The 22,113-nt window shown below is 69.7% G+C and carries 23 protein-coding genes; 6 read left to right on the forward strand and 17 right to left on the reverse strand.

What is annotated here, in order from left to right; translation table 11 throughout:
* The first annotated feature begins 85 nt into the window (after nt 1-85).
* Nucleotides 86-1,867: an MDR family MFS transporter gene (locus B2K11_RS16695; RefSeq protein WP_163619919.1), complete on the forward strand. Its 1,782-nt coding sequence runs from the start codon at nt 86-88 to the stop codon at nt 1,865-1,867.
* Between the two features lie 11 nt (nt 1,868-1,878).
* Complete coding sequence (locus B2K11_RS16700; RefSeq protein WP_163619921.1) at nt 1,879-2,343, forward strand: MarR family transcriptional regulator; 465 nt, start codon at nt 1,879-1,881, stop codon at nt 2,341-2,343.
* A 40-nt stretch (nt 2,344-2,383) separates the two neighbouring features.
* On the opposite strand, the gene B2K11_RS16705 is transcribed toward B2K11_RS16700, so the two are convergent.
* The 10 genes from B2K11_RS16705 to B2K11_RS16750 all read right to left on the reverse strand — a co-directional run bounded on the left by B2K11_RS16705 (nt 2,384) and on the right by B2K11_RS16750 (nt 12,608).
* Complete coding sequence (locus tag B2K11_RS16705) at nt 2,384-2,986, reverse strand: TetR/AcrR family transcriptional regulator (RefSeq protein ID WP_163619923.1); 603 nt, start codon at nt 2,984-2,986, stop codon at nt 2,384-2,386.
* A gap of 109 nt (nt 2,987-3,095) precedes the next feature.
* On the reverse strand, nt 3,096-4,007 hold the full coding sequence (locus B2K11_RS16710; protein ID WP_163619924.1) for a sugar phosphate isomerase/epimerase: 912 nt from the start codon (nt 4,005-4,007) through the stop codon (nt 3,096-3,098).
* A 145-nt stretch (nt 4,008-4,152) separates the two neighbouring features.
* Nucleotides 4,153-4,449: a Dabb family protein gene (locus tag B2K11_RS16715; protein ID WP_163619927.1), complete on the reverse strand. Its 297-nt coding sequence runs from the start codon at nt 4,447-4,449 to the stop codon at nt 4,153-4,155.
* Between the two features lie 55 nt (nt 4,450-4,504).
* Nucleotides 4,505-5,512, reverse strand: coding sequence for a sugar phosphate isomerase/epimerase (locus B2K11_RS16720; protein ID WP_163619929.1), 1,008 nt, complete (start codon nt 5,510-5,512; stop codon nt 4,505-4,507).
* Nucleotides 5,513-5,538: 26 nt separating this feature from the next.
* Entirely contained in the window at nt 5,539-6,399 is an 861-nt protein-coding gene (locus B2K11_RS16725) for a sugar phosphate isomerase/epimerase (RefSeq protein ID WP_163619930.1), read from the reverse strand.
* A gap of 123 nt (nt 6,400-6,522) precedes the next feature.
* Nucleotides 6,523-7,731 (reverse strand): substrate-binding domain-containing protein, encoded by a 1,209-nt coding sequence (locus B2K11_RS16730; protein WP_163619932.1) that lies wholly within the window; start codon nt 7,729-7,731, stop codon nt 6,523-6,525.
* Between the two features lie 2 nt (nt 7,732-7,733).
* Entirely contained in the window at nt 7,734-8,816 is a 1,083-nt protein-coding gene (locus tag B2K11_RS16735; protein WP_163619934.1) for an ABC transporter permease, read from the reverse strand.
* The gene (locus tag B2K11_RS16740) at nt 8,813-9,931 is read right to left on the reverse strand and encodes an ABC transporter permease (RefSeq protein WP_163619936.1); all 1,119 of its coding nucleotides are present in this window, start codon (nt 9,929-9,931) and stop codon (nt 8,813-8,815) included. Before B2K11_RS16740 ends, B2K11_RS16735 begins: the two co-directional genes overlap by 4 nt.
* Complete coding sequence (locus B2K11_RS16745) at nt 9,928-11,505, reverse strand: sugar ABC transporter ATP-binding protein (protein WP_239526180.1); 1,578 nt, start codon at nt 11,503-11,505, stop codon at nt 9,928-9,930. The genes B2K11_RS16740 and B2K11_RS16745 overlap by 4 nt, the downstream gene beginning before the upstream one ends.
* Entirely contained in the window at nt 11,502-12,608 is a 1,107-nt protein-coding gene (locus B2K11_RS16750; RefSeq protein WP_163619938.1) for a Gfo/Idh/MocA family oxidoreductase, read from the reverse strand. The genes B2K11_RS16745 and B2K11_RS16750 overlap by 4 nt, the downstream gene beginning before the upstream one ends.
* Before the next feature lie 113 nt (nt 12,609-12,721).
* Here B2K11_RS16750 and B2K11_RS16755 point away from each other — a divergent pair, with 113 nt between their 5' ends.
* Together B2K11_RS16755 and B2K11_RS16760 are read left to right on the forward strand one after the other, a co-directional pair.
* Nucleotides 12,722-13,915 (forward strand): ROK family transcriptional regulator, encoded by a 1,194-nt coding sequence (locus tag B2K11_RS16755; RefSeq protein ID WP_163619940.1) that lies wholly within the window; start codon nt 12,722-12,724, stop codon nt 13,913-13,915.
* 234 nt (nt 13,916-14,149) lie between these two features.
* Nucleotides 14,150-15,175: an NADP-dependent oxidoreductase gene (locus B2K11_RS16760; RefSeq protein WP_163619941.1), complete on the forward strand. Its 1,026-nt coding sequence runs from the start codon at nt 14,150-14,152 to the stop codon at nt 15,173-15,175.
* A 137-nt stretch (nt 15,176-15,312) separates the two neighbouring features.
* On the opposite strand, the gene B2K11_RS16765 is transcribed toward B2K11_RS16760, so the two are convergent.
* Nucleotides 15,313-16,203 (reverse strand): LysR family transcriptional regulator ArgP, encoded by an 891-nt coding sequence (locus tag B2K11_RS16765; protein WP_163619943.1) that lies wholly within the window; start codon nt 16,201-16,203, stop codon nt 15,313-15,315.
* 71 nt (nt 16,204-16,274) lie between these two features.
* Between B2K11_RS16765 and lysE the strand changes: the two genes are divergently transcribed.
* Complete coding sequence (gene lysE / locus B2K11_RS16770) at nt 16,275-17,036, forward strand: L-lysine exporter (RefSeq protein WP_239526182.1); 762 nt, start codon at nt 16,275-16,277, stop codon at nt 17,034-17,036.
* 7 nt (nt 17,037-17,043) lie between these two features.
* On the opposite strand, the gene B2K11_RS16775 is transcribed toward lysE, so the two are convergent.
* Nucleotides 17,044-17,397 (reverse strand): DUF1801 domain-containing protein, encoded by a 354-nt coding sequence (locus B2K11_RS16775; protein ID WP_163619947.1) that lies wholly within the window; start codon nt 17,395-17,397, stop codon nt 17,044-17,046.
* Nucleotides 17,398-17,456: 59 nt separating this feature from the next.
* Between B2K11_RS16775 and B2K11_RS16780 the strand changes: the two genes are divergently transcribed.
* Nucleotides 17,457-17,732, forward strand: coding sequence for an acylphosphatase (locus B2K11_RS16780; RefSeq protein ID WP_163619949.1), 276 nt, complete (start codon nt 17,457-17,459; stop codon nt 17,730-17,732).
* A 30-nt stretch (nt 17,733-17,762) separates the two neighbouring features.
* Here B2K11_RS16780 and B2K11_RS16785 read toward each other — a convergent pair whose 3' ends face one another.
* The 5 genes from B2K11_RS16785 to rplA form a co-directional block, all read right to left on the reverse strand.
* The gene (locus B2K11_RS16785; RefSeq protein ID WP_163619951.1) at nt 17,763-18,578 is read right to left on the reverse strand and encodes an amino acid ABC transporter ATP-binding protein; all 816 of its coding nucleotides are present in this window, start codon (nt 18,576-18,578) and stop codon (nt 17,763-17,765) included.
* Nucleotides 18,565-19,236: an amino acid ABC transporter permease gene (locus B2K11_RS16790; protein WP_163619953.1), complete on the reverse strand. Its 672-nt coding sequence runs from the start codon at nt 19,234-19,236 to the stop codon at nt 18,565-18,567. The genes B2K11_RS16785 and B2K11_RS16790 overlap by 14 nt, the downstream gene beginning before the upstream one ends.
* Before the next feature lie 72 nt (nt 19,237-19,308).
* Nucleotides 19,309-20,109, reverse strand: coding sequence for an amino acid ABC transporter substrate-binding protein (locus B2K11_RS16795; RefSeq protein ID WP_163619955.1), 801 nt, complete (start codon nt 20,107-20,109; stop codon nt 19,309-19,311).
* A gap of 117 nt (nt 20,110-20,226) precedes the next feature.
* On the reverse strand, nt 20,227-21,288 hold the full coding sequence (locus B2K11_RS16800) for a DUF561 domain-containing protein (RefSeq protein ID WP_163619957.1): 1,062 nt from the start codon (nt 21,286-21,288) through the stop codon (nt 20,227-20,229).
* Between the two features lie 121 nt (nt 21,289-21,409).
* The gene (gene rplA, locus B2K11_RS16805; RefSeq protein ID WP_163619959.1) at nt 21,410-22,102 is read right to left on the reverse strand and encodes a 50S ribosomal protein L1; all 693 of its coding nucleotides are present in this window, start codon (nt 22,100-22,102) and stop codon (nt 21,410-21,412) included.
* Between the last annotated feature and the right edge of the window lie 11 nt (nt 22,103-22,113).

Genomic DNA, 22,113 nt, shown 5'->3' on the forward strand with positions numbered 1-22,113 from the left:
CCATATCAACTGTTGACCTACGTCAACCACTCTTGCGCCGCCGTCGCCGCACATCCTCGAATCAACACCAGCGAGAAGGATTCCTATGGCTACGTCCACCCCCGCGACCGGGCCGGTTGCCACTGCCTCCGCCGGCAGCACGGACCCCGCCGCCGGCAGCACGAATGCCGACGAGAAGCGCCATCACCGCCAGGTGCTGCAGGCGCTCACCGGTCTGCTGCTCGGCATGTTCGTGTCGATGCTCGCGTCGACCGTCGTCTCGACCTCGCTGCCCGTCATCGTCCACGACCTGGGCGGCGACCAGGCGGCGTTCACCTGGGTCGTCACCGCGACCCTGCTGACCACGGCCATCTCGACACCCGTCTGGGGCAAGCTCGCCGACCTCTTCAACCGCAAGCTGCTGATCCAGATCGCCATCGTGATCTTCGTGCTGGCCACCGCCGCCGCGGGCTTCTCGCAGGACCCCGGCACGCTCATCGCCTTCCGCGCCGTGCAGGGCATCGGCGCCGGCGGTCTCGCCGCGCTCAGCCAGGTCATCATGGCCGACATCATCAGCCCGCGCGAGCGCGGCCGATACATGGGCCTGTTCGGAGCGGTGATGGCCGTCGCCACCGTCGGCGGCCCGCTCCTCGGCGGCCTCATCACCGACACCATCGACTGGCGCTGGAACTTCTTCATCGCACTGCCGTTCGCCGTCGCCGCGCTCGTCATGATGCAGCGCACGCTGCACCTGCCGTCGCGTCCGAAGGTGAAGGCGCGCATCGACTACTTCGGCATCGTGCTGCTCTCGACCGCCGTGTCGCTGCTGCTCATCTGGGTCACCAACGCCGGCAAGGACTACGACTGGTGGAGCATCGAGACGATCCTCATGGTCGGCGGGGCACTCCTCGCCGCCGTGGTGTTCGTGATCGTCGAGCTGCGCTCCAAGGAGCCGCTGATCCCCCTGACGATGTTCCGCAATCGCACGTTCACGCTCGCGGTCATCGCATCGATCTCGATCGGCATCGCGATGTTCGGCACCTCGGTGTTCCTCAGCCAGTACATGCAGCTCGCCCGCGGCGCCACGCCGACCGAGGCCGGTCTGATGACCATCCCGATGATCGGCGGACTGCTGCTGGCGTCGATCGTGATCGGCGGCCTCGTCACCAAGCACGGCCACTGGAAGCCGTACCTGATCGTCGGCGGCGTGCTGCTCATCGCCGGGTCGTTCCTGCTCTCCACGATCGAGTACGACACCAACTTCGTGCTGGTCTCGCTGTACATGTTCCTGCTCGGCGCGGGCGTCGGCATGACGATGCAGAACCTCGTGCTCATCGTGCAGAACACCGCCAAGCCGAGCGAGATCGGCGTCGCGAGCTCGGGTGTCACGTTCTTCCGCAGCCTGGGCGGCACGATCGGCGTCTCGGTGATGGGAGCCGCATTGGCGACATCCGCCACCGACCTGTTCGCGCAGCGCACGGACGAGATCGGCGCGGCCATCATGACGCTCGGAGAGAAGGGCGCCGCCATCGCTGCGCAGCTCCAGTCGGGCACCATCCCGCAGGTGTCGGCGCTGCCCGAGGCGATCCGCGTGATCGTCGAGGACATCTACGCCCAGTCCATCGCCCACTCGTTCCTGATCGCCGTGCCGCTCGCAGTGATCAGCCTGATCGCGATCATCTTCCTGCCGAACCAGCCGCTCACCCGCATGACGACGAGCGAGCGCGTGCAGGCCAGCGAGGCCGACCTCGCGACCGTCTCGGTCGCCGAGGGCATGGACGCACTGACCGCCACGGCGACGGTGAAGACCCAGGCCGAGTCCTCCGCATCCGCTACGCCCGAGCAGGCGAGCCACGCGGCCGACGAGGCCCGGCCCACCCGGCGCTAGTGTCGAACACGATGACCTCCCCCGACACTCGAGCGGCGCGCACCGAAGCGGTGCGCGCCCTCGAGGCGGAGTTCGGCGAGCTGATCAACCGCTTCCGGCGGATCATCACCGAGAATGCGAACCGCGTGAGCCCGGGCATGCTGCCCGGCGCCTACAAGGTGTTCACCACGATCGTGCGCCGCGAGGGCATCAACCTCTCGGCGCTGGCGGAGGCGCTGACGGCCGACAAGGGCCAGATCAGCCGGACGGTGCGAGAGCTCGAGCAGCTCGGCCTGATCGAGCGCACCCCCGACCCCGATGACGGCCGGTCGAGCCTGCTCTCCCCCACCCGGTTCGGACTGGAGCGCCTCGCCGAAGCGCGCGCGCCGCAGGAGAGCCTGCTCGTCGATGCCCTCGAGGAGTGGCCGGTCGACGACATCCTGAATCTCACGCGCTTGCTGCACGCCCTCACCCTGGGCGAGCGCCCGGCCTCCTGAACCGGCTCGCCGCCGATGTCCGCACCGGGTGCGGTCGACCCTAGGGCGCCGTCATGACGACGCCGACGAGCGACAGCAGTCGCTCGACCGCCCGCGCCTCGTACTCGGGGAGCGCCTCGTGCGGGCGGAAGAGCACGAGCTGCTTCAGTCCCTCCATCGCCGCCAGCAGCAGGGCGACCGCGCCGTCCACGTCGTGGCAGGCGATCTCGCCGGCGCCGACGGCTCGGTGCACGAGCCCGAGGAACAGCCGCTCGGTCTCGTCGAGGAACGCCGCCCAGCTTGCTCGCACGTCGGAGTCGACGATCGACTGCGCGACCACCTCTGTCGTGAAGACGCGGTTGCCCGCATCGAACAGACAGCTGTGCACCGAGAAGCCGACCGCCGCACGCAGCTGCTCGAGCGGCGTCGAGGCCGACTCTCGGACGGCCGTCATGTCAGCGCGCCACCGGGCGTAGTAGGCGCGGCATGCCGCGAGGATGACGTCCTTCTTCGACGAGTAGTGCCAGTAGAGACTTCCCTTGGTCACCCCGGCGGCCGCCGCGATGTCGTCCATGCTCACGCGGTCGATGCTGTGCACCGAGAACAGGTCCAGGGCGGCGACGGCGAGCTCCTCGGGCTTCGCGAGGCCTGCGGCGGGGGTCATGTGCTCACCCTACCCACCCATACCGGCCGGTACAGCTACCGCAGCCCGTCACGACCGGGGCGGATGCCGGCGGCCAGGCGTGTGCGCCGGCGCCGGGCCTCCCGCACCGTCACACCAGTGCGGCAGGCGACGCGAACAACGGCACGCGCTCGGTGAAGCCCACGTGGGCGATCTCCCGGCGCAGCCACGCGAGCGAGTCGGCGAGCATCGGGCCTCCCTGCCCCTCGCACTCGATGCTCAGGACGCCGTCGAACCCCCGATCGGCGAGCTGCCGCAGGATCACGCGGATGTTGTCGGCATTGACCCCGTCACCGGCGGCGACGTGGCTGATGGCGATGCCGGTCGCCCCGCCGCGCACGGCGGCGGCCAGCGACTCCGAGACGTCCTTGATGTGAACGTGGTGGATCTTGTCGAGGAAGCGGCCGGCGAACTCGACCGGGTCGTTGCCGGCGATGAACGTGTTGCCGGTGTCGAGGTTGAGTCGCAGCCACGGGCTGTCGCCGCAGAAGTCGAGCATCTCGCCGAGCGATTCGGCCCTCGTGGTGAAGTAGCCGTGCACCTCGATGGTGACGGTCACCTCATGAGCCTCTGCCACGCGGATGATCTCGCCGTAACTGCGCTTCATGAGGTCGAGCGCTTCGCGGTCCGTGAGCCCTTCGGGCTTGTGGAGCCCGTCGGTGGTCGCAACACGGGGACACCCCGCGAGCGACGCCCACGAGATCGCCTTCTGGACGTACGGCACACCGACGCTCATGCCGTCGAGGCCCGACAGTGGATATGCCGCATCGATCTGCGAGAACTCGACGCCGTAGCCCTCCATCTTGCGGCGCAGCAGCACAGGGTCCTCCAGCAGCGAGATGTGGGGGAAGTACCCGAGGCCATGGATCCAGCACGCCCCCTCGATCACCCCCGGCTCGATGTAGTGCACATCGTTCTCCTGCGCCCACACGAGCGCCTGCTCGAAGGACTTGTGGCTGGAGTTGAAGGCATCCGTGTGGAAGCCGATCCCGATCTCGGGCATGGGAACCTCTCTCTGGCAACGTTGCCGGCACGAGGCGCAGACCGGTCAGTATGGTCTGTGCACAAGCAGGCGAGCGTGATCCTGCGCCTGCTCGATGATTACCATACTGGCTAGTACTGCGATTCCTCGCAAGAGGACGGACGGTTCAGATCCGGATGAAGTCGTACTCCTGGAACGCCTCGACCTCCGGCACCCACCGGTTCTCGACGAAGTCGACGTGCGACGGATGCGTGTTGTAGGCGTCGTAGGCGTCCTGGTCGGCGAACACCATCGTGAACTGATGGGTGAGCTCGCTCTTCGGGCTCACCTGGCGGTTCACGGCGAACTCGGTGACGCCGGGGATGGCGGTCAGCGTGCGCCGGCCGGTTTCCACGAACTCCCGCTCCTCCTCGGACCCGGGCGCGTGGACCAGCCGGAAGACGACGGTGTGCTCGATGGACATGTACTCCCCTGTGTGGTGAGGACCTGTGTGGCTGAGGACCTGTGTGGCTGAGAATCTATTGGTTCGAGAAGGCGGCATCGAACGAGGCGTCCGGCGCCTTCCACAGCAGCGACCGCACGAACTCGACCGCCTGCGCGGCCCCGTGCAGTCGGTCCATGCCGGCGTCCTCCCATTCGATCGAGATGGGGCCGGTGTAGCCGATCGCATCGAGCGCGCGGAACGAATCCTCCCACGGCACATCGCCGTGCCCGGTCGAGACGAAGTCCCAGCCGCGTCGCGGGTCGCCCCAGGGCAGATGCGAGCCGAGCACGCCCGCACGGCCGTTGCGCGGCCGCATCCGCGTGTCTTTGCAGTCCACGTGATAGATGCGGTCCTGGAAGTCCCAGATGAACCCCACGGGATCGATGTTCTGCCACATCATGTGCGACGGGTCCCAGTTGAAGCCGAACGCCTCGCGGTGCCCGATCGCCTCGAGGGCGCGCACCGAGCTCCAGTAGTCGTAGGCGATCTCGCCGGGGTGCACCTCGTGCGCGAAGCGCACGCCCTCCGCGTCGAAGACGTCCAGGATCGGGTTCCAGCGGGCTGCGAAATCCTCGAAGCCGCGCTCGATCACGTCCGCCGGCACCGGCGGGAACATGGCGAGGTACGGCCAGATCGACGACCCGGTGAACCCGACCACCACGTCGATCCCGAGTTTGCGCGCCACCCGCGCGGCGCGCTTCATGTCGTCGGCGGCTCGCTGTCGCACGCCCTCGGCATCGCCGTCGCCCCACACGTAGTCGCGCAGGATCGCCTGATGGCGGAAGTCGATCGGGGCATCGCACACCGCCTGACCTGCCAAGTGGTTCGAGATGGCAAAGGCCCTGAGACCGTACCGGTCGAGGATCTCCCGCCGCGAGGCGACGTACGCGTCATCCTCGTCGGCGCGCTTCAGATCCAGATGATCGCCGGATGCCGCGATCTCGAGCCCGTCGTACCCCCACGACGCCGCGAGCCGCGCCACCTCCTCAAACGGCAGGTCGGCCCATTGCCCGGTGAACAGGGTGACGGGGTGCTCGGCCATGGACTCCTCCTCGAGTCGTGCGACGGTCAGTGCTGCTGTGCCTGGAGCGCCGTGAGGTACCTGAGCGACCGCTCCGCCAGGTCGTCCTGACTCGACGCGAGCGGGCGCCAGACCGACGCGGCCACGGCGATCGTGGCGTTCTCGCCCGTGAAGCTCTCCAGCCCCAGGATGCCTTCATACCCGGCTTCGTCCAGCGCCGCCAGCGTCCCCGGCCAATCGGTGTGGTCATCGCCCACCGGTCCGCGATCGCTCCCGCACACCTGCACGTGTGCGATGCGGCCGGCGGCCGACCGGATGGCAGCCTCCGGGCGCTTCTCCTCGATGTTGAGGTGGTATGTGTCGAGCGCCAGTCCGAGTCCGCTGCCGAGCAGCGGCGCCAGCGCGTCGAGCCCTTGCTCGACGGTGTTGATCACGCTCGTCTCATAGCGGTTCAACGGCTCGACGGCGAGCGCGAGCCCAGCCGCTGCGGCCTCTTCCACCAGCGGCTCGATGTTGCGCCGCAGCTGGGCGACCACCTCGGTGCGCTCGTCGCCGGTCATGCGCCAGGTCACGCCCGTCGGGGCATAGAAGGGACCGGCGACGACGGATGCCCCCACCCGGCGCGCTGCGGCGAGGCAGGTGCGCAGGTAGGCCTGAGTGGCTGCGACGTTTCCCGCGCGATCCACGAGCGAGCGGCCGGGTCCCATCGCGCCGATCACGACGGGCCGCAGCTGCAGCGACTCGAGCAGATCACCGGTGCGGCCGGCATCCCAGTCCCCCGCGTTCTCGAGCGGGAGCTCGATCGCCCCGAAGCCCATGCGCGCGATCTTCGGCGCGAGCTCGGCCAGGGTCTCATCGGTCAGTGGCGAGGTCCACACCCACGTGTTGACGCCGATCGTGCGGTGCATACTCTCCTCTTCGTTTATTCGGTGGGCAGCGAGACCGTGTCCCACTTCCTGTCGTTCCGACGAGCCGGAAAGCGGTGTCATCGGGACATGATCGGCAGGAAGTGGGACACGGAGACCCGCGGGTTACGGGATCTGGCGCTCCTGCCAGACGTCGGGGTAGCCCGGCAGGTTCTCGCCGCCGAACTTGGCGTAGTGACCGTCGGGCATGCCGTCGTTCGCCTCGAGCCACTCATCGAGCTCGCCGGCCTCGATCGGCACCTGCGGGAGCACCCACTCCTTCGGGACCTCCTCGCCGGCGAAGATCTTCTGCGCCGCCAGGAGCGGCGTGCGCCACTGGAAGTTCGAGTACACCGGTGCAAGACCGGTCAGCTCCGTCTCCTTCCACTTGCGCAGGAAGCTCATCTCGTCCTCACCGGTCATGACCGGGTAGTCCACGCCGGCGTCCTCGAACGCCTCGATGGCTGCGACGGCGCCGTCACCGGCATCCATCCAGATGCCGTGCACGTCGCCCTTGGCGAGCTCGTCGCTGATGATGCTCTTGATCTCGGCGGGGTCCGCGCCGGTGAAGTAGTCCACCGCCTCGATCCCGGCCTCGTCGAACAGCTTCTCGGCCGCCGCCCAGCGGTGCTCGAGCACGTCGACGCCCGACAGGATCCTCAACGCGACGACCTTGTCACCCTCCTCGAGGTTGTCGATGAGGAACTCTGCCGTGTCGATGCCCCACGCGAAACCGCCGATGGGGTGGATGAACGTCACCGCGCAGTCGGTCTCGACACCACGGTCGAACACGACGACGGGCTTGCCCGTCTCACACGCGCGCTCGACGGCAGGGGTCATCGCCGCCGTGCTGTTCGGCGAGATGAGGAAGATGTCGCAGTTGCCCTCCGAGATGAAGTAGTCGATGTCGGCGATCTGCGTGTCATCGGAGTCCTGCGCGTCGCGGGTCTCCATCTCGCTGATGACGCCGGCCTCCTGCAGCACCTCCAGCTGCTGGTTCATCGTGATCCAGCCGGTCTGGCGCCACGGGTTCGAGATCGACGCGTTGGCGAAGCAGGCCTTCTTCGGCCCGGTGCTCGCGTACTGCGACGTGTCGACCATCTCGGCGTCGATGTGCTGCAGGTAGGGCTCGTCCTCCGGCCCTTCGGGCACGACTTCGCGCTGTGCCATCTGGGTGTCGAACAGCTCCTGGTCGAACCATTCGTTCTCTGCGGGGTCGGATGCCTCCTCCGAGGCTTCCGGGGCCACCACGTTCGGGTCGGTCGTACAGCCGGCCAGGGCGATGAGGCCGACGAGCGCCACCGATGTGGTGGCGATCTTCAGTGATCGTCGCATTTCTAGTCTCCTCTGGTTTCTGCGACACCCTCAGCGGCGAGGGCAGGTGATGCGGACGTTCGAGCCGCCGCGCCATCGGGCGCATCGGGCTCCTTCCCCTGGTCGGGAGAAGCGGGTGGGGTCGCGGGGCGGCGGCGTGCGCGGAACGCGACGCCCGAGTACGCGACGGCGGCGATGATGATGACGCCTTGGACGGCATCGCGCAGTGTCGCCGGCACCCCGGCGATGTTCAGCAGCAGGAACAGCGCCTCCAGCACGAAGGCTCCGGCGACGGCGGCGACGATCCAGCCCCGACCCCCACCGAGCACCACCCCGCCGAGCACCACGGCGGTGATCGCGACGAACTCGTAGCCGCGCCCGACCGAGGGGTGGACGCCGGCGTAGCCGACCAGGAGGACGGCGGTGACCGTCGCCGACAGCGACGAGATCATGAACGCCTGCGTCGTCGCCCACCAGTCGCGCGCGCCGGAGTACCGCACCGTCCGGGCGTTGTCGCCGAGCGCGATGAGCACCTTGCCCAGCGGGCGCTTGGTGATCCAGATGCCCAGTGCGAGCCAGCCGGCGAGGATGAGCACCGACCACGGCAGGAAGTCGATGACGGGGATGTCGCGGACGCCGCCGCGCCCGATCTCGCGGAAGCTGTCGGCCGGGTTGCCCGTTGCCGCGCCGCCCGTCCACCACAGCACCAGTCCGAGGAGGGCGAGCATCATGCCGAGCGTCACGATGAACGACGGCACCTTGAGCAGCGTCGTGATGATGCCGTTGATGAAGCCGATGACCAGGCCGAAGACGATCATCAGCAGAAGCACCGGTACGGTGCGCGAGTCGTCCTGACCGACCACGTTGCCGGCGATGATCACCTGGGCCGTGATCAGCGATCCCTGCGACAGATCGAACTCCCCCGCGATGATGACGAAGTACTGGCCGATCGCGACGATGGCGATCGGGGCGACCCGCTGGACGAACCGCATCAGCTGCCCGGGCTCGGCGAAGTTGGGGTTCAGGATCATGACCGCGACGAGCAGGACCACGAGCAGCAGGAACACTGCCCCGCGCGGGCTCAACACTGTGCGCACGAACTTCATCGCAGCTCACCTCCCGGCGTCGAATCGGGCGTATCGGAACCGGCTGCATCCGTGCGCGCCGCCTCGGTGGCGAGGTGCGCGGATGCCGCGGCCATGGCGGGCGCCGCGGCCTCGGCGGCGGCATCCCCTCCGGTTCTCGTGCCCCCGGGTCCGAAGCGGGTACGGCGACGCACGATGGCCCGGCGGCTGTAGACCGCGACCGCGGCGACGATGACGATGCCGCGGACGACGTCCTTGAGGAAGGGGTTGACCTGCATGACGCTCATCACGTTGTCGACCACCGCGAAGATCGCGACGCCGCCGATCGTGCCCCAGATCGACCCGCGGCCGCCCATCAGGAGCGTGCCGCCGAGCACGACGGCGGCGATCGAGAGAAGCGCGTAGCCGCCCTGCTGGCCGACCGTCGGGCTGCCGACCCCGAGGCGGCTCGCCAGCAACAGGCCCGCGAGTCCTGCGAACACCGAACAGAGCACGTGCGCGGCGATCAGCGGCGGGCGGGTGCGCAGGCCCGAAAGGCGCGACACCTCGGGGTCGCCGCCGACGGCGAACAGGTGCGCGCCGGTGCGGGTGCGATCCAGCAGGAACCATACGAGCACCGCGAGGGCGAGCATGATGATCGTCGAGACCGGCACGGGGCCGATCCCGCTGGCGCCGATCAACTGGAACTGCGGCGGCACCGAGCCCGCACGTCCCTCGAAGCTCGTGTTGAGGACGCCCTGGAGGATCAGCCCGACGCCGAGCGTGGCAATGAACCCGTTGACCTTGAGCACCGTGACGATCAGGCCGTTGGCCAGGCCGATGCCGGCGCAGATCAGCAGGGTGAGCGCCACCGCCCAGGGGATGTTGGCCGGGTTGCCGTTCATGGTCGTGGCGCCGATGAGGCTCGCAAGGCTCACGACGTACGTGACCGACAGGTCGAGTGAGGCGCCCAGGATGACGAGCGTCTGCCCGATCGCCACGAGGCCCAGCACGCTCATTCCGGTGAGGATGTCGCGGATGTTGCCGGGGCTGAAGAAGCTGCGCCCGACGGTCGCGACGAGGATCGCGCCCACGATGATGACGACGACGAGGATGCCGAGGACGATGACCGTCTGGTCGACCCGGACGCGCTTCATCGCGCACCTCCTTCCGTCTCGATGCGCGGATCGGCGATCACGTCGTCCGGCGTCTCCTGCGATCCGGTGGCCGCGGTGAGCACCTCGTGCTCGGCTGAGCCGGCGGGAAGCTCGGCGACGAGCTCACCGTCGCGCATGACGAGGATGCGGTCGCTCATGCCGATGATCTCGGGCAGCTCGCTCGACACCATGAGCACGGCCTTGCCCTCCGCGGCGAGCGTGCGCATCAGCTCGTAGACGGCGACCTTCGCGCCGACGTCGATGCCCCGGGTCGGCTCGTCGAACAGGACGACCTGCGGGTCGGTCACGAGCCACTTCGCGAGCACGACCTTCTGCTGGTTGCCGCCTGAGAGGAAGCGCACCTCCTGGTCGAGTCCGCGGGACGACACCTCGAGAGAGCTCAGGATGCCGGGCACGGACTTGCGCGCCGCTCCGGTGCGCCGCGTGAAGACGCTGCGCACGACCAGCAGTGCGTTGTCGAGCATGGACTGCGACAGCGCGAGGCCCTGCGCCTTGCGGTCTTCGGTGACGAGAGCGAGGCCCGCCTTGACCGCCGCACGGGCGCTCTTCAGCCGCAGCGATCGGTCGTCCAGGATCATGCTGCCCCGCGTGAAGGTGTCGACGCCGAAGATGCCCTCGACGAGCTCGGTGCGACCCGAACCCTGCAGGCCCGCCACGCCGACGATCTCGCCGCTGCGCAGCACCAAGCTGACGCCGTCCACGTAGGCGTTGCCGCATCCGCGCAACTCCAGCCGCGGGGCTCCGACGACGGTGCCCTCGACCGCGCCGGGGAAGTAGGACTGGATGGGGCGGCCGACCATGCGTCGCACCAGCTCCGCGCTCGTGAGGTCGGCGGCGTCATCCGTCGACACCAGCGCGCCGTCCTTCAGGATCGTGATCCGGTCGCAGAGGTCGAAGATCTCTTTGAGGCGGTGCGAGACGTAGACCACGGCCACGCCGCGCGCCGTCAGTCGTCGGATGATCGCGTATAGCAGCTCGACCTCGTGGTCGCTGAGCGCCGCCGTCGGCTCGTCCATCGAGATGACGCGGGCGTCGAACGACAGCGCCTTCACGATCTCGACGATCTGCTGCTCGGCGACGGTGAGGGAGCCCACGCGCGCGGCCGGGTCGATGAACGTGACGCCGAGGTCCTCGAGCAGGGCGCCGGTGCGACGCACCATCGCCTTCTTGTCGATGAAGCCCGCCCGGCGCGGCTCGCGACCGAGGAACACGTTCTGGGCGACGGTGCGCTCGGGCAGCAGGTTGAACTCCTGGAACACCGTCACGAGTCCGGCGTCCATCGCCTGGCGGGGGTGCGTGTAGGCGACCTCACGGCCCTCGAACTCCACCGTGCCGGCGTCGGCCTGATGCACGCCCGCGATGATCTTCATGAAGGTCGACTTGCCGGCGCCGTTCTCGCCGACGAGGCCGTGCACCTCGCCTCGACGGACATCCATGTCGATGCCGGTCAGCACGGGCACGCCGAAGAAGCTCTTCGAGATCCCGCGCGCACGCAGCACGACGTCGGTCCCTCCCTGCGGCACCGGGGTATCGGCGAGCATGGTCTCGCTCATGAGGTCACCTCGATCCAAGACTGTGAATGGGCCGCCTCGAGGACGGCGTCGGTCAGCACGGCGGCACGCAGACCGTCGGCGAAGGTGGGGAGACCGTCCGGCGCCTGGCCGGCGATCGCGCTGTACACGTCGGCGACGAAGCCGTCGAAGGCGTCCTGGTACCCCATGGGATGCCCCGCGGGCACACGCTGGAGCCGCGCAGCGTCGGGGTCGGCGGTGGCGGGGTCGCGCAGCATGAGGCGGGAGCCCTTGCGTGCGCCGATCCACAGCTCCTCCGGTCGCTCCTGATCGAAGCGGAGACTGCGACGGCTGCCGTGCAGCTCGATGACGAGCGCATTCTTGCGCCCCGGCGCCATCTGCGAGACGAGCAGGGTGCCGAGGGCACCGGATTCGGTCTCGATGAGGAGGGCGGCGATGTCCTCGTTGGCCACGCTCCGGCCGGCCCGCTCGTCGAACATCCGGCGCGTCCGCGCGGCGAGGCGCACGATGCGCTCGCCGGCGACGAACTCGACCAGGTCGCACAGGTGCGAGCCGATGTCGGCGAACGCGCGCGACGGACCGCCGGTCGCGGCATCCGCCCGCCAGTCGTCGTCGTTCTGCCGCAGCATCCAGTCCTGCAGGTACGAGCCGTCGAGCGTCAGCAGCGTGCCGATCCGCCCCGAGGCGACGCGCGCGCGAGCCTCACGCACCATCGGGTGGTAGCGGTACACGAACGGCACCGCCGCCACGACTCCGGCATCCTCCGCGGCGCGTGCGAGCGCCCGTGCGTCGGCGACGGTGGTCGCGAGGGGCTTCTCGCACACGACGTGCTTTCCCGCCGCGAGTGCTGCTGCCGCCAGGGGCGCGTGCGTGGCGTTGGGCGTGCAGATGTGCACGACGTCGACATCGGATGCTGCGAAGACCCCGGCCGCGTCGTCTTCGACCCGCGCGACGCCGAGCTCTCGGGCCACCGCCTCGGCGCGGCCCCGGCTCGAGGACGCGACGACTGTGAGCTGCGCACCCGCCCGCCGCGCGGCGGCGGCGTGAACGCGCCCCATGAATCCGCCGCCCACGAGCCCCGTGCGCACTGTGTCGACACCGATGTCGATGACTTCCGTAGTCATGCGGCGATCATGTCACGGGGACGTCGACTTTTGCTAGCACTTCGACAAAAGTGATCAGGTCGTGATGTTAAGTCACTGGCGCTCGCACCAGAAGCGTGTGCTTTACTGTCGCCATGGTCGACGCAGTACGCGGCAGCGGAGCCGCCGGCGGCAACGGCGCGGGCGAGATCTTCCAGATCCTCCGCGACGGCCGTGCGCGCACGAAGGCCGAGCTCGCGACACTCACCGGCCTCGCCCGCTCCACCGTTTCGAGCCGCGTCGACACCCTCCTGGCCGCCGGTCTGGTGCGGCCCGCAGGCGAAGCCGCCTCGACCGGAGGACGCCCGCCCGCCCGTGTCGCCTTCAACCCGATGGCGGGCATCGTGATCGCCGTGGACCTCGGCGCCACGCACGCCACGGTCGCACTCGCCGACCTCGCGGCGAACATCCTCACCACCAACACGCATCCTCTGGACATCGCCGACGGACCCGAGACCGTGCTCGACACGGTGATCGCCGAGGGCGCCGCGCTGCTCGAGGCACGCGGCATCGTCGCGTCGCAGGTGGTCGGCGTCGGGATCGGGGTCCCCGGCCCCGTCGAGCACTCCACGGGCCGCCCGACGAATCCGCCCATCATGCCCGGCTGGGACCGGTTCGATGTGCCGCACTACGTGCAGCGCACCTTCGACGTGCCGGTCCTCGTCGACAACGACGTGAACATCCTCGCCCTCGGCGAGCAGGCCCTCAGCTGGCCGGGGGTCGCCGACCTCATCTTCGTGAAAGTGTCGACCGGCATCGGCGCCGGCGTCATCTCGGGCGGTTCGCTGCAGCGCGGGGCCCAGGGTTCCGCAGGCGACATGGGGCACGTGCAGGTGCCCTACAGCCACGACTCCCCCCGGCCGCCGGGCGACCAGCGCGACCTGGAGGCGATCGCGAGCGGCACGGCGATCGCGGCCGACCTGCGCGCTCAGGGCATCGACGCCGCCGGAAGCTCAGACGTCGTGGCGCTCGTGCGGGCCGGCCACCCGGCGGCGATCACGGCGACACGACAGGCGGGTCGCGAGGTCGGCGAGGTCCTCGCCACGGTCGTCAACATGCTCAACCCGTCGGTGATCGTCATCGGCGGCAGCGTGGCCCGGGCGGGCGAGCACCTGCTCGCCGGCGCCCGCGAAGTCGTGTACCGGCGCTCCATTCCGCTGGCGACGCAGCATCTGGGCATCGTGCAGTCCCAGGCCGACGAGACCGCCGGCGTGCTCGGCGCGGCGATCATGGTGATGCAGCAGGTGCTCTCGCCCGAGGCCGTCGAGCGGCGGGCGCCGCGAGCCTGACACCGGCGCGCCGGCGAGCCGGCGGAGGACGGATGCCGCGTCCCGGGTCGGCGCGCGGCCAACGCTCGTCCGGGAGCGCGCCCGGCGGCGCGTCCTCGCGCGTGGGGTGTCGGTCGATGCGTTCGCGGCACGGTAGCACCGGCGTAACACGGGCGAGACGAACGCAGGGTTGACTGGGCTTCACCGGGTCACGTTCTGGTGCCGATGACGGCACGCCCGCGGAAGGAGTGCGTCATGAGGATCCGACCGCTGCGATCGACACCCGATGCGCCGCTCGCGCCGGTGGCTGAGCCGCCCGCCGCGATGCGGGCGATGGTCGTGGATGGCCCGGGCGAGCCGGACGCGCTGCGCGCGGCATCCGTTCCCGTCCCCTCCCCCGTGCTCAGTGAACTGCTTGTGCGGGTGGTCGCCGCGGGGGTCAACCCGATCGACGCCAAGACGCGCGCCGGAGCGGGCGTGTCAGGCGCGATCGACGCCTACCCGGCGACGCCGGGCTACGACTTCAGCGGCATCGTGGTGAAGAGCCCGTACGAGTCGCACCCCTTCCCGCCCGGCACCGAGGTGTTCGGCATGGCGTCTTTCCCGCGTACGGGCGGCACGTACGCCGAGTACGTCGTGGCGCCGTCGCTGTCGGTCGCGCGCAAGCCCGCGGCCCTCTCGCACGTCGAGGCGGCAGGTGTGCCGCTCGCCGCGCTCACCGCCTGGGGGCTGGTCGTCGAGACCGCGCACGCGCACGAGGGCCAGCGGATGCTGATCCACGCCGGCGGCGGCGGCGTGGGCCACTTCGCCGTGCAGTTCGCCGCCTACTTCGGCGCCCACGTCACGGTCACCGCATCGGCGCGCAACGCCCCCTGGCTTCGCGAGCTCGGAGCCTCGGTCGTCATCGACTACACGACGACGAGGTTCGAAGAGGTGGTCGGCGAGGTGGATGTCGTCATCGACCTGGTCGGCAACGTCGGCGGCGACACCGGCACCCGCTCGCTGAGCGTGCTGCGACCCGGCGGGCTGTACGTGCTCGTGCCGACCGGCTCGTGGCCGGGCTACGCCGACGCCGCGGTCGACGCGGGGGTGCGCGCCACGTCGTACAAGGTCATCCCCGACGGAGGGGCGCTGGCGACCATCGCCCGGCTGCTGGACTCCGGCTCGGTGCAGGTCTACATCGAGAGCGTCTTCGAGCTCGCCGAGGCGCCCGACGCGCACCGCGCGATCGAGACCGGCCACACCCGCGGCAAGGTCGTCCTCCGCGTCAGCGACGGCTGACCCCCTCGCCCCCTCACCCCTCGCCTCCTCGCCCCTCGCCGTCGTTCCGTTGGCCGTCGTCTCGCTGAATCGGTTCACTTGCGCTGGATGCACGCCAGAACGCCCGTTCGGCGTACGTTCAGCGCAAGTGAACTGATTCAGGCGGGCGTGAGTACACGGCGGCCCTCGGCGACGATCGTCTCGGCGATCGCGTCGAGGAGCGGAGAGCGCAGGTTCCACTGCTGCCAGTGCAGCGCGACGTCCACGGGCGCGCCGCCGAGCAGCACGAGCTCGCCCCGGTCGAGCGCGTCGTGGGACTGGAAGCGCGGCAGCATGGCCCAGCCGAGTCCGAGCCGCACAGACGTGGCGAAGTCGTTGGAGGCCGGCACGTAGTGCCGTGGCGGGTGCGCAGGATCGACGCCCTGCTGTGCGAGCCACTCGTTCTGCAGGTCGTCGCGGCGATCTAAGTCCACGAGTGGCGCGTCCGCCAGCGCCGCTCGGCGATCGCCTCCCAGCCACCGCTCGACGTATGACGGCGTGGCGACGGCCTCGTAGCGCATGGCGCCGAGCACCGAGGCGCGGCATCCTGCCACCGGCGCGGCGCGCGAGGTGACCGCGCCCATCACGGTTCCCGATTCGAGCAGTCCGGCGGTGAAGTCCTGGTCGTCGCGATGCAGATCGAAGACGACGGGATGCCGCTCCGCCAGCCGTGCGAGCGGCTCGAGGAACCACGTGGCGAGCGAGTCGGCGTTGACCGCGAGCGGCACGCTGGTGAGCGCGGTCTCGCCGTCATCCGCGCCGAGCTCGGCGAGCGCGTCGTGTTCGAGCAGCGCCAGCTGCCGGGCGAGGCGGATCACCGACATGCCCGCCTCCGTCGGCCGCACCGGCTTGGAGCGCACCAGCACGAGACGCCCGAGCTGCTCCTCGAGGGCCTTGATCCGCTGGCTCACCGCCGACGGTGTGACGTGCAGGCGCCGGGCGGCCGCGTCGAGCGTGCCCTCGTCGACGACGAGGGCCAGGGTCTCGGCAAGTTCGAACGGAATGCGCATCTTCAGTCTCGCTAATGGTACTGAAGATCCATGAGCTGGACTACGGAAGCCCCGGCTCGTACCGTCGAAGAGTGCTCACCCCCGTTCTGTCCGGCCTCGGCCTCGGCTTCTCGCTCATCATCGCCATCGGCGCGCAGAACCTCTTCGTGCTGCGCCAGGGCCTGCGCCGCGAGCACGTGCTCGCCGTGGCGGCGATCTGCGCGATCTCGGACGCGATCCTCATCGCCCTGGGCGTCTCGGGCATCGGCCTGGTGCTGGAGGCGGTGCCGTGGCTGGTCGACGTGGTCCGCTGGGCCGGCGCACTGTTCCTGGTGACGTACGGCGTGCTGGCCGCACGGCGCGCCTGGAAGCCCACCGGCGCCGCGCTCAGCGCGTCGGACGGGCCGGATGCCGGCACCGAGGTCGATCCCGAGCCCGCGCTTCGCTCGGGAGCGCCGGCCACGGCTGCCTCGCCGAGCGCCGCCGGTGCCCCCGACGCACAACCGGTGCACGGCGCGAGCGTGGGGGCGTCCTCGCGTCGAGCCACTCCCGCCCGCACAGCCCTGCTCTCGGTGATCCTCACCGGCCTCGCGCTCACCTGGCTCAACCCGCACGTGTACCTCGACACGGTGTTCCTGCTCGGCACGGTCGCCAGCACGCACGGCGACGCGCGCTGGCTGTTCGCCGCCGGGGCGATCGCCGCGAGCCTGATCTGGTTCTTCGGCCTCGCCTTCGGCGCGCGACTGCTGAGCCGCTGGCTGTCGACTCCCCGCGCATGGCGCATCCTCGACGGGGTGATCGCCGTCGTGATGATCGCACTGGGCGTCTCGCTCGTGCTCCCGACCGCGGGCTGATCGGGGGTCAGGCCTCGATCTGCTCCTTGCGGGCGGTCACGAGGGTGCGCACGACCTCGTCGGGCAGCGGATGCTCCGGCTGATAGCGGATCGTCCCCTTGTCCAGCCCGATCCCGGGATGCTCCGCCAGCGCGTCGGCCACCGCCGTCACCGCCGCCGGGCTGAACGGGTAGACGCCGATGTGCTTCTTGGCGCGCATGACCGACACCAGCGGCTTGCCGCGGTACACCAGCGCCGGCATCCCGTATCCGAGTCCCTGTTCGGCGTCGGGCGCGACGTCGCGGGCGATCGCGTAGATCTGCTCGATCGATGGCCGGTCTGCCGGGTCGAGTTCTGCGAGGAGGTCGTCGACGGTTCCCATTCCGGCATCCTGTCATTCCCCTCTCGCTCGCGACACCCTGCGCGCGGCACGATGGGGGCATGAGACGCGTGCACGTGACGGTTCGCGGCGAAGTGCAGGGGGTGGGCTACCGCTACACGCTGCGCATGATCGCGCGCGACGCGGGGGTTGCCGGCTGGGTGCGCAATCGCGCCGACGGCTCGGTCGAGGCCGAGCTGGAGGGCACGCCCGGGCAGGTCGACGAGGTACTCGCCTGGATGGCCGAGGGCCCGCCCGGGTCGGTCGTCGAGAGCGCGACGGTGACGGATGCCGACCCCACCGCGGAGCGCGGCTTCGAGGTGCGGCCGACCCGCTGACACGCACCCGAGGCGCGCATCCGCACGGTTTCAGTCGTCGAGCGGGTGGAGGATGCGGTCGACGAAACGACGCGTGCGCTCCTCCTGCGGGTTGGTGAAGAGCTGCCTCGGGGCACCGCGCTCGACGACCACGCCGTGGTCGAAGAACAGCACCTCATCGGCGACCTGGCGCGCGAATCCGAGCTCGTGCGTCACGATCACCATCGTCCAGCCCTCGTCTGCCAGCTCCTTGAGCACGACCAGCACCTCGCCCACGAGTTCGGGATCCAGCGCACTGGTCGGCTCGTCGAAGAGCAGCAGCTGCGGCCGCAGAGCGAGCGCGCGGACGATTCCGACCCGCTGCTGCTGACCTCCCGACAGCTGGAACGGAAAGACGTCGCGCTTCTCCGTCAGCCCGACGCGCTCGAGGAGTGCCTCGGCCCTCGCGATCGCCTCGGCCTTGGGCACACGATGGGCGTGCACCGGCCCTTCGATCACGTTCTGCAGCACGGTGCGGTGCGGGAAGAGGTTGTGGTGCTGGAAGACCATCGCCGATCGGTCGCGCAGTGCCGCTCGGTCGGCCCTCGAGACTCGCGTCGAGAAGTCCAGCGAGGGGCCGCCGTCGAAGTTCACGACGCCCGCGTCAGGTGCCTCGAGGCCGTTGAGCGAGCGCAGGACGGTGGTCTTCCCCGACCCGCTCGGGCCGATGAGCACCACGACCTCGCCACGCCTCACGGAGAAGTCGACACCGTCGAGCACGCGATTCGAGCCGAAGCTCTTCGTGAGGCCGGTGACCTCCAGCAGAGGCCGATCGTCGGCCGGCGCCGGCGGCGCGAGCGGATCGGCCGGGAACTCAGTGGGCGACATATCGGTCGAGCCTCCTCTCCACGGCGCTCTGCCCGGTCGAGAGGATCAGGCAGAAGATCCAGTAGATGAACGCGGCCTCCAGATAGATCACCATGAACTCGAACGTGAACGCAGCGATCTGCTGCGCCTCACGAAACAGCTCCGAGACCAGGATCAGCGATGCCAGTGAGCTGTCCTTCACCAGGGAGATGAAGGTGTTCGACAGGGGTGGCACCGAGACGCGCGCCGCCTGCGGAAGCACGATGCGTGCGAGCGTGCGACCGTGCGAGAAGCCCACCGTGTGCCCGGCCTCCCACTGCCCTTTGGGCACCGACAGGATCGCGGCGCGGATCACCTCGGCCGCGTATCCCCCGACGTTGAGCGAGAAGGCGATGATCGCGGCCGGCCACGGATCGATGACGATGCCGACCGACGGCAGCCCGTAGAAGATCACGAAGAGCTGCACGAGCAGCGGCGTCCCACGGATCACCGAGATGTAGAACCTGGCGATGCTCGACACGACGGGGTTCGACGACAGCCGCATGAGCGCCACTGCGAGCGCCAGCACGAGTCCGATCGCGAACGAGGCCAGCGCGAGTGGGATCGTGCCCGTCAGACCTGCCCCCAACAGCGGCAGGAACGAGTCGACGACCAGCGTCCAGGTGTTCGCGTCATCCATGGACGATCCCCTCCCCGCAGTCGGCGCGCCGTCCGGGCCGCATCCGACGGCAGGCGGCTCACGCCGGATGGTCTACTGAGTGACGTCGGCCCCGAAGTACTTGTCGCTGATCTCTGCGAGCACGCCTTCCTCACGCAGCTCGGCGAGCGCCTCATCCACCGCGTCGACGAGTGCCGTCTTGTCCTTGGTGAAGGCGAACGCGTTGTGTGCGGGGTCGTCGGTCTCAGCCGCGATCTTGAGACCGGTCGGACCCTCACTCTTCTCGTAGTCGAGGAAGGTGAGGTTGTCGTTGATCGTCGCGTCGACGCGCCCCTGCTGCAGCAGAGCGACGGCCTGAGCCCACCCCTCGACGGCTTCGACGGTGGCGCCGCTCTCCTGGGCGAGCTCGTACCAGTTGCTCTGGAGCGACTGGGCCGTGGTCTTGCCTTCGAGGTCGGCGAAGCTCGTGATCGAGTCGTCGTCCTCGAGCACGACGATCACGCCGGGCGAGACGGTGTACGGCTCGCTGAACAGGTACTTCTCCTCGCGCTCGGGGTTGATCGACACCTGATTCGCGATGACGTCGAAGCGCCCGGCGTCGAGGCCCGCGAAGATCGCATCCCACTGCGTCTCCTGGAACTCGACCTCCAGCCCGAGCTTGTCGGCGACGGCCTCGGCGATCTCGACGTCGAAGCCGACGAGCTCACCCGACTCGTCGTGGAACGTGAACGGGCGGTAGGTGCCCTCGGTGGCAACCGTCAACGTGCCCTCGGTCACGAGGCCGAGGTCGTCGCCTTCTGAGGTCGAGGCGGGATCGGCGGAGCCGCCGCTGCACGCCGTGAGAGCAAGCGCGGCGGTGGCTGTGAGAACGAGGGCGGTGAGGCGACGCGACATGAGTGGTTCCTGGGGTCGTGGCGGCGGAAGGGTGATCCGCGGGGACGTTCCAGTACAACACGGCCTGCGGCGCCCTGGGCGGCCGTGTGACGCTCCGTTGCTGGACCTGTGGGCGTCTCACCGCCGGTCCGGGCCACCCGGGAGGCCTTCCGCCAACTCTGCGAAGACCTCTGCCGCATCGTCGCTCGTCGAGAGGCCTGCAGCCTGGCCGGCCCACAGCGAGACGAGATCGCCGTCGCCGCGTCGCCCGGCCTCCGCACGGAACTGCCCGGTGAGCCAGTTCTGCGCAGGGAACGGCGCGATGACGCCCGACGTCTCGATCGTGCGCATCGCGCGGTTCGGGATGCCGCGAGCCAGCCGACCGCTCATCGCCCGCGTCAGAACGGTGGCGGTGTCCTCGGCGCCCTGGATCGCTTGGCGGTGCGCGTCGGTCGCAGCCGACTGGCGCGTGCGGAGGAACGCCGAGCCGACCTGCACCCCCGCCGCGCCGAGTGCGAACGCGGCGGCGACGCCCCGGCGGTCGGCGATCCCGCCGGCCGCGATCACGGGAACTCCGACGGCGTCGACCACCTGCGGCACGAGGGCGAAGGTGCCCACGAGCGACTGCTCCGCCGGGCGAAGGAACGAGACGCGATGACCTCCCGCCTCAGCACCTGTGGCCACGATCGCGTCCACGCCCGCGGCGTCGAGCGCGACCGCCTCGGCGACGGTGGTCGCGGTGCCGATGACACGGATGCCGCGGCTGTGCGCTGCCGCCACCAGACGCTCGGACGGGACGCCGAAGACGACGCTCAGCGCCGCGGGCGCGGCATCCAGCACTGCGGTCAGCTGCGCGGCGACGTCGGGGAGGAACTCGAGCGGCGGGGCGGGGTGGGCGAGTCCCAGCTCGTCGAAGAGCGGCGCCACCGCCTCGATCGCGGGGCCGAGGTCGACCTCCGCCGGGGTGACCTCATCGCCGGTCGGCAGCCAGAGGTTGACGGCGAACGGGCGCGAGGTCGCCGAATGCAGTGCGGCGATGGTGTCGCTGATGCGGTCGGCGTCGTAGCCGTAGAGTCCGTACGAGCCGAGCCCTCCGGCATCGCTGACCGCCGCCGTCAGCTCGACCGACGACAGCCCGCCGAAAGGGCCGAGCACGATCGGCGCGTCGATCCCGAACAAGTCCTGCAGCGTCCTGGCCATGCCCCGACGCTACCCCGCCCGACCGGGTGGCCGGGCACCTAGGGCGGCACGACGAAAGGGCGGTACGACGAAGGGGCCCCACCCGAAGGTGGAGCCCCTTGCGTGCGAATCCGACGAAGCGTCAGACGATCGCGTTGACGTCCAGCGGGATGCCGGGGCCGAACGTGGTCGACACGGCGCCCTTCTGGATGTAGCGACCCTTCGAGCTCGAGGGCTTCAGGCGCACGATCTCTTCGAGAGCGACCTTCAGGTTCTCGTCGAGCTGCTCCTCCGAGAAGGACGCCTTGCCGACGACGAAGTGCACGTTGGCGTGCTTGTCGACGCGGAACTCGATCTTGCCGCCCTTGATCTCCTCCACGGCCTTGGCCGGGTTGGGGGTCACGGTGCCGGTCTTGGGGTTCGGCATGAGGCCACGGGGGCCGAGCACCTTACCCAGTCGACCGACCTGGCCCATGAGCTCGGGCGTCGAGACGGCCGCGTCGAACGCGGTCCAGCCACCGGCGACACGCTCGATGAGCTCGGCGCCGCCGACCTCGTCCGCACCCGCGGCGATCGCGGCCTCAGCGGCCGGACCGGTCGCGAACACGATGACGCGGGCGGTCTTGCCGGTGCCGTGCGGGAGGATGACGGTGCCGCGCACCATCTGGTCGGCCTTGCGGGGGTCGACCGAGAGCTTCAGCGCGACCTCGACGGTCGAGTCGAACTTGGCCGAGCCGGTCTGCTTCGCGAGCGCGACGGCTTCGGTGGGGCTGTAGAACTTGTCTGCCTCGATCTTGGCAGCAGCGGCCTTGAAGGCCTTGGACTTGGTAGCCATGTTTCCTCTTC

The organism is Microbacterium sp. B35-30 (assembly GCF_010634855.1).
GTDB lineage: Bacteria > Actinomycetota > Actinomycetes > Actinomycetales > Microbacteriaceae > Microbacterium.